This window comes from Haloglomus irregulare, from assembly GCF_007421925.1.
Taxonomy (GTDB): Archaea; Halobacteriota; Halobacteria; order Halobacteriales; family Haloarculaceae; genus Haloglomus; species Haloglomus irregulare.
This window is the reverse complement of the sequence record NZ_QMDX01000027.1, coordinates 18,052-24,255: the sequence shown is the minus strand read 5'-3', so window position 1 is coordinate 24,255 and position 6,204 is coordinate 18,052. Positions and strand designations below refer to the sequence as shown.

Annotated in this window: 8 protein-coding genes; 3 read left to right on the top strand and 5 right to left on the bottom strand. The window is 66.9% G+C overall.

Annotation, left to right across the window (positions count from 1 at the left end):
- Positions 1-61: 61 nt before the first annotated feature.
- Both DP107_RS18515 and DP107_RS18510 read right to left on the bottom strand, forming a co-directional pair.
- Positions 62-337: a hypothetical protein gene (locus DP107_RS18515; RefSeq protein WP_144263574.1), complete on the bottom strand. Its 276-nt coding sequence runs from the start codon at positions 335-337 to the stop codon at positions 62-64.
- Between the two features lie 820 nt (positions 338-1,157).
- Positions 1,158-1,850 carry an FAD-dependent oxidoreductase gene (locus DP107_RS18510; RefSeq protein ID WP_144263573.1) on the bottom strand — a complete coding sequence of 231 codons (693 nt, stop codon included), beginning with the start codon at positions 1,848-1,850 and terminating at the stop codon, positions 1,158-1,160.
- Positions 1,851-1,895: 45 nt separating this feature from the next.
- Here DP107_RS18510 and DP107_RS18505 point away from each other — a divergent pair, with 45 nt between their 5' ends.
- A complete protein-coding gene (locus DP107_RS18505) occupies positions 1,896-2,204 on the top strand; it encodes a hypothetical protein (RefSeq protein WP_185977398.1) in 309 nt (102 codons plus the stop codon).
- A 70-nt stretch (positions 2,205-2,274) separates the two neighbouring features.
- Here DP107_RS18505 and DP107_RS18500 read toward each other — a convergent pair whose 3' ends face one another.
- Together DP107_RS18500 and DP107_RS18495 are read right to left on the bottom strand one after the other, a co-directional pair.
- Positions 2,275-2,790, bottom strand: coding sequence for a hypothetical protein (locus DP107_RS18500; RefSeq protein WP_144263571.1), 516 nt, complete (start codon positions 2,788-2,790; stop codon positions 2,275-2,277).
- Positions 2,791-3,016: 226 nt separating this feature from the next.
- Positions 3,017-4,225, bottom strand: coding sequence for an MBL fold metallo-hydrolase (locus DP107_RS18495; protein ID WP_144263570.1), 1,209 nt, complete (start codon positions 4,223-4,225; stop codon positions 3,017-3,019).
- Positions 4,226-4,331: 106 nt separating this feature from the next.
- Between DP107_RS18495 and DP107_RS18490 the strand changes: the two genes are divergently transcribed.
- Complete coding sequence (locus DP107_RS18490; RefSeq protein ID WP_144263569.1) at positions 4,332-4,961, top strand: hypothetical protein; 630 nt, start codon at positions 4,332-4,334, stop codon at positions 4,959-4,961.
- Positions 4,962-5,248: 287 nt separating this feature from the next.
- On the opposite strand, the gene DP107_RS18485 is transcribed toward DP107_RS18490, so the two are convergent.
- Entirely contained in the window at positions 5,249-5,431 is a 183-nt protein-coding gene (locus DP107_RS18485) for a hypothetical protein (protein WP_144263568.1), read from the bottom strand.
- 473 nt (positions 5,432-5,904) lie between these two features.
- On the opposite strand from DP107_RS18485, the gene DP107_RS18480 reads away from it, so the two are divergent.
- Positions 5,905-6,204 (top strand): FG-GAP repeat protein (locus tag DP107_RS18480; protein ID WP_185977400.1); only part of this gene is annotated, 300 nt, incomplete at its 3' end.

Genomic DNA, 6,204 nt, shown 5'->3' with positions numbered 1-6,204 from the left:
GCCAGACGAGTGGCACAACTGTGAGTACAATATTAACAGTTGCCCCGTTACGGCGACCGAATTAGTCCCAGCTCGGCCGGTCGGTGTCGTGCCGGGCGGCCTCGGTCGGCGCCGGCTCCGTCGCTGTCGTCGCCCCCTCGTCGTCCCCGGCACCGTCGCAGGCGGCGAGGTGCTGGAGGTACCCCTTCTCTCCGTAGTCGGTTCCGCACATCGGACAGCTCCCGTCGCCGAACGAGCCGGCGGCCGCGTCGGAGGTCGACCCCGTGCATCGGTCGCGGTGCTCGTCCAGCCCGACCGAGAAGACGAACGCCTCGCCGCAGTCGGAACAGCGCTCCATGCCGAGCGGTCGGGCGGTTGGTAACCGATTCGCCGACTGTTGGTAATCACCAGCGCCGCGCGCCGTCGCGAGGAGGCCGGTCGTCCAGTCGAAAGGTGGGGGTCGCGGCCGGCGAGACCCGCTCCAGCAGGCCGCTCGCCATCAGTCGTCGGCGTCGACGCGAAGCCCGTGGGTGACGGCATCCGAGCCCTCGCCGACCGCGAAGTCTGCGCGCTCAGCCCCCCGGTGCCGTTGCTGTCGTGAGGGCATGTGGCTATCGAGCGCTCTCAGCCCCAGCAACAGTGCCCGGCGGGTGGAGACGGCTCCCGACGAGACCACAGATGCTGCTTCCACAGAGACAGTCCGTTCTTCTCGGGAGGCAGCGCACTCCCCCACGACCCTCCATCACACGCTCCCTCCCCTTCTGGAACTGGTGACGGGTTGGAGGACAACTCGCGTCCGGAGAGACGGGCGATTCTCCCCTATCGTCTCGCTACCTGACAGTATGGGCGTGACCGATACAGAGGATGTAGTCAGCAAGTGGCTGTGACAAACGTATTCATCAAAACAGGAAACGGCATGGCTTCGACTGCAGATAGCACGCGAACCCTGTGGCGTACTCGCGCTCTGTATTCAGCAGCGGATCCGGAATCTATCAGTGCCGGAGAACTCCGCCGTCCCGTAACCGAGTTGGAGGACAACTCGCTTACCGTCAGTCGTCTGGAGTGCGAGTCCCGCGTCGGTCTGATTCGAGTTCCACGAAGTGAGCACGAGCCCTCGGCGGCGGGCGGAAAATATAATCCGGGTCCGCAGGCGCGGCACACGGGGGGTCGCGCCGAGCTCAGGCAACCTGCGCGTCTTCCCAGCCCTCCGTGTGGACGCGCTCGGACGGGACGTCCAGTTCGTCCAGCCGCTCCTTCGCGGCGACGACCGCCGCCGGTACCCCACAGGCGTAGTAGTCCGCGTTGGCTCCGACGGACTCGACGACGTCGGGGAGCTGCTCCTGAACGTACCCGGTGTGGCCGTGCCAGTCCTCGCGGGAGAGCGAGAACCGCGCCTCAACCGGGTAGGCGAGTTCGTACTGCTCCAGCAGCGACTTGTAGAGCAGCTGCTCCCGTGTCTTCTCACCGAACACGAACACCGCGTGGGGACCACCACCACCCGTGACGTACGCCTGTAACAGCCCGATGAGCGGGGTGATACCGGTGCCGGTGCCGACGAACACTGCCGGCCGGTCCGTCCCCTGGAGTCGGAGACTCCCGGTCAGTGTCGGCTTCACTTGCACGGTGTCGCCGACCGACCGTGCGTCCATGTAGTCGGCCACGCCGTCGGTGCCGTACGCGCGGAGCATGAGGCCGACTCTCGCCCCGTCGACGGCGAGGACGCTGTACGGCTTCACGCCGTCGTCCGTCCGGATCGCGGTGTGTTGCCCCGCCTCACCCGCGAACTCACCGTCGTCCAGCTCGACGACGTACTGCCGACAGTCGGGGCTGATATCGGTGATTCCGGTGATCGTCGCGCGACTGAATGACATTGTATGTACAGTACGGCCCTGACACGAATAAGCCCGTCCGCCGAGGTGGCCGACGCCGCCGAGGTGTCGAAAGAACACGTCCGGACCACGCTGAAGCGGCTCGTCGACGCCGACGCCGAGCTCGTCGAGTGCCGCGAGGAGGCCGGCGCGCACGACGCGCACCTGTACCGAGCGCTTGCCGGGCTCGGCACCGAGCCGGCGGTCGTCGACACCACACCCGAGGAAACCGCCAACAGTGGCGTATGGTACTCCGTTGAAAATACAAGACGGGAGCCGAATCACAGCGTCTTAGCGGGGGGCCTCACATCACTGGAAATACAATATATAGAGCGTTGTCCGCTTTCAGAACAGTAGCTAACTATCCATCATAAAAATTAGTCGGCTAATTTCATGTTAGAGTGCTGTCTTCAGAAATGCAGTCCAGTTACGACCTACCACCCGCATGGTCAGGAGGACCGTTCCCGTGGGGACCGCCCGCCCACGGTGGGGGGCCCTGTTCACGGTACTGATGATCATTAACGGCACGCACGTCGCCCTCCTCACCGTCAGTTTCGACAGTCAATGTCACCTCTTCCCCGACAAGCCCGTCAAACTCGCTGCGAATCGTTTCGGTCGTGCCATCACCGTCAAAGTCGGTGTCGGCAGTCGTATTGCTTGTGTACCACTCCGGGCCAATATCGATCACTAACCCATCAAGACGATAATCTTCACCGCCTGACGATTCGAGCGTTCCGTTGACAGTCCTGATTGTTTCGTTACCTTCGGAGGCGTGGTCTCCACCGTCGTCTTCGGGTTGGTCGGTCTGTTCCTCATCGGTCGTCTGTTGTGCTGTCACGCCGGCCTGTGTCTGCCCTGTGACACCACCCGTAGCGAGCGCCGCCACAGTTCCAAGCACGGCTATCACAACAAATAGCGTCGTGAGTTTCGGATTCAGTGCCATGCTCCAACCCGCGCTACAATCTGCATGGATATGAACATGCCAGACGCTTACGCACGTTTTCGAGTGAAAGAGTCGTATTGTCTGCTATTCATTCACCGTGACTGCGTATGGGAGACTAGTACGTGGGCGTTGGCGGTTTCGCCCGGGGTCACGCTCCCGGAGCCACCGACTGCGCCGGACCAGCCGACACTAGCCGCGTTCGGGGTCCAGCACGCCCCCGGACACGTCAGTCCGCCGTCGCGGCGCAGTTGTTCGGCCCCAGTTCGAGTTCGAACGCCTCGTCCCCATCGGCGGTCGCCCGCCCGACGTTGATCTCGATGATGGTCCCGTGGTTGGCGGGCCGGGGCGGCATGTCGGCCAGCACACGCTCGACGAACGCCCCGCGGTCGAGCGACAGGAGACCCAGCGACTCGCGGAGGTCGCCCAGGCGCGCGGTCACCCGTCCATCGACCACCTCGTCCACGCTCGCATAGTGTCCCGGTGCGACGAGCAGGTCGTCCTCGAACGCGCCGAACCGCTCCGTCAGCGTCCCGTGGAGCGTCGCTGCGAACTCCTCGACGTGGTCGCTGTCGGCCTCCAGGTCCGGCCGCGCGACGCTGTGGACGAACAGGGAGTCGCCCGTCAGGAGGAGGTCACCGACCCGGTACGCGAGCATCTCCGTCGTGTGGCCGGGGGCCGCGACCACCTCCAGCGCCGTGCTCCCGATCGAGAGGCGTTCGCCGCCGTCCAGCAGCGTCGCGTCGAACGCCAGCCCCCGCTCCGTGGCGCCCGCCGGTAGGACCGGCTCGGCCCCGGTCGCTACGGCCACGTCTCGGCCCCCGCTGACGTGGTCGGCGTGGACGTGTGTGTCCACTGCAGCGACGAGGTCGGCGCCACGGTCGGCGGCGTCGGCAGCGTACCGATCGGCGAACGCGCGTAACGGGTCCACGACGGCCGCTTCACCGTCCGCGAGGACGAGATACGCTAGGCAGCCGCTGGAGGGGCGGCGGTACTGCAGGACGGTCACGCCGTCGGGGAGCGGGTCGGTCGGGAGTTCCGTCGCCTCGTACAGCCGGGCCCAGCCGAACATTCCGCCGGCAAGGTTGTACGCCTCGTACCCGGCGTCGGCGAGCAGGTCCGCGACCTCCGCGCTGGCCTCGCCGCGCGGGCAGACCGCCACGAACGGGCCCGCTCCCTCGACGAGGTCCTCGACACCGCCGGTGACGCGGGCGCTCATGAACTTCATGTACGGCACCTCCAGCCGGCGCGGAGCGTCGACGCGCCACTCGTCGATCTCCTCGCGGTTCCGGGTGTCGAGCAGCGTGAACGCGCGGCCCTCGTCCAGCCACGTTCCCAGTTCCGCGGGCGTGAGCGCGCCCGCCGTGTCGGGTTCGGGCGACTCGGCCACGGGATCGCCCTCGGCGGGGCTCGCGTCCGGGTCGGCGTCGCCGGTCATGGGTGTGGGTAGACCGGGCGGCGGCATAAGCGTGGGCGACGAGGGGGGGTGGGGGGCGGTGCGGGCGGGCCACACGCCTATGTGGACGCCCGTCGACCGGGTACGTATGAACGGGGCAGAACTCGTGGCGAACGTCCGCGGGGAGCGGGCCACCGAACTCGACCGGCTGGGCTCGGAGAAGGCGCTCGTCGCGGTGACCGGTGCACAGCTGGAGCGGGGACCGGTTCTGAGCGCCCCCGCCCGGCTACTGGCCGGTGCGGCGGCGACGTTCGCCGACTGGGCCGACGCGACCGACGGGCCCGCCGGCGAGGCGTTCGCCGACGCGGCTGCCACCGCCACCGAACACGGCGACGCGCTGCTTGGGCTGGCCGACGGGGCCGACGCCGACGGCGACCCGCCATACGTGATCGACGAACTCGGGACCGCCGAGACGACGCCCGAGCGCGTCGCGGCCGGCCTCGTCGCATACCCGCTCGTGGCCGAGCGACTGCTCCTGCAGGTCATCAACTTCCTCGTCAACGAGGGGGACCGCTCGAAGGCCGATACCGTCCGCGAGGTCCGGAGCGACCTGCAGGCGATGCCCGACGACGCGGCCGGCGTGCTCGACGCCGTCTGTACCGACGACGGCGACTGGGTGACCGCGCAGAAGGCCACCACCGACGCCGTCGGGATGGCGTACGACGAGTACGCGACCAGCCTGGAGGAGATGGGACTGGACCCGAAGCCGGTCTGCTAGGAGATCCGACTATCCTCGGAAGCGTCCGGAATATTATAGCGAGATCGGTCGCGAGCCAGTTTCCCTGCCAGATAGCTTTGCTGACACTTTGTGACAGATTTCGTCCAGAATCTTCCGAACAGATCACCGAACTGGCTTACAAGACGACGTGACCTCGTCGGAACGACCGACACAGGTCGTCTGCACACCACTGAGCCGTACGTGCAGACTCCGAGACTGGTCGAGTTATCTCGGAGTCTGCCCCCGCGTCGTTGCCGGGCCGGACCGTGGGACGGTCGGGTGGGGAATCAGCCGGCGGTACTCTCGAGCGCGCTGGCAAAGGCGTTGAGGAACCCGATGATCCTCTCAAGCAGGTCGATCAGTCCCTGAATCCCACCCACGTCGCCGGTCGCGCCCTGTGCCGCGGCGACTCCGGTGAAAAACACCACGGCGGCCAGTAGCGTGACCACCCCCCGCGTCGTCGTGTCCATAGTTGGCTTATGTGGTCTGACGGTCTTCAATCTGCCTCCGGTCTGTCCGGTGACGCCACCGGGACGGCGACGGCCGCCCCGACGACTGTGCCTGTGGCGACTGGACCGCGGACACGGAGCTGCCGTGCTGGCCGTGCTCCCGCGACGGGCACGACGAACCGGCGAGCGTCGCCGACTCAACCAACGACGCGACGAACGCGCTCAGCCCTCGGTGCCGTTGCTGTCGTGAGAGCATGTGGCTATCGAGCGCTCTCAGCTCCAGCAACAGTGCCCGGCGGGTGAAGACGGCTCCCGACGAGACCACAGATGCTGCTTCCCAGAGACAGCCCGGCCTTCTCTGGAGGCGGCGCACTCCCCCACGGCCCTCATCACACGCTCCCTCCCTTCTGGAACTGGTGACGGGGTGTGAGACACCCCGGCCACAGCGGGGGTGATAGGCAAAGAGGTATGATTCGTCCGCTTGAGCCCTGGGTATGCGCGACGACCGCGCGGCTGACTCGCCAGCCACTCGGCCAGCCCGACTCAGCCGACGGCGCCTCCTCCGGCGCGGACTCGCCGGGCTCGCGCTCACCGGCAGCGGAATGGCGACAGCTCCGACGACTGTGAGGAGTGCTGAGTCGGCCCCGACGCACCCAGCCCCCAGCGCCCGCACCCAGCCGAGCCCGCCATTCAGCCAACAGCAGAAACTCACCGCGACCGACGGCGACAGTGGGGATGTCTTCGGCTTCTCAGTAGCGGTGTCGAGTGATGGAACCACCGCCCTCATCGGGGCT

What these genes read in the sequence shown, in the direction of transcription:
- DP107_RS18490 (WP_144263569.1), top strand. Translation starts at nt 4,332, where the DNA reads ATGAACGGGGCAGAACTCGTGGCGAACGTCCGCGGGGAGCGGGCCACC.
- DP107_RS18495 (WP_144263570.1), bottom strand. Translation starts at nt 4,225, where the DNA reads ATGACCGGCGACGCCGACCCGGACGCGAGCCCCGCCGAGGGCGATCCC.
- DP107_RS18500 (WP_144263571.1), bottom strand. Translation starts at nt 2,790, where the DNA reads ATGGCACTGAATCCGAAACTCACGACGCTATTTGTTGTGATAGCCGTG.
- DP107_RS18515 (WP_144263574.1), bottom strand. Translation starts at nt 337, where the DNA reads ATGGAGCGCTGTTCCGACTGCGGCGAGGCGTTCGTCTTCTCGGTCGGG.
- DP107_RS18485 (WP_144263568.1), bottom strand. Translation starts at nt 5,431, where the DNA reads ATGGACACGACGACGCGGGGGGTGGTCACGCTACTGGCCGCCGTGGTG.
- DP107_RS18510 (WP_144263573.1), bottom strand. Translation starts at nt 1,850, where the DNA reads ATGTCATTCAGTCGCGCGACGATCACCGGAATCACCGATATCAGCCCC.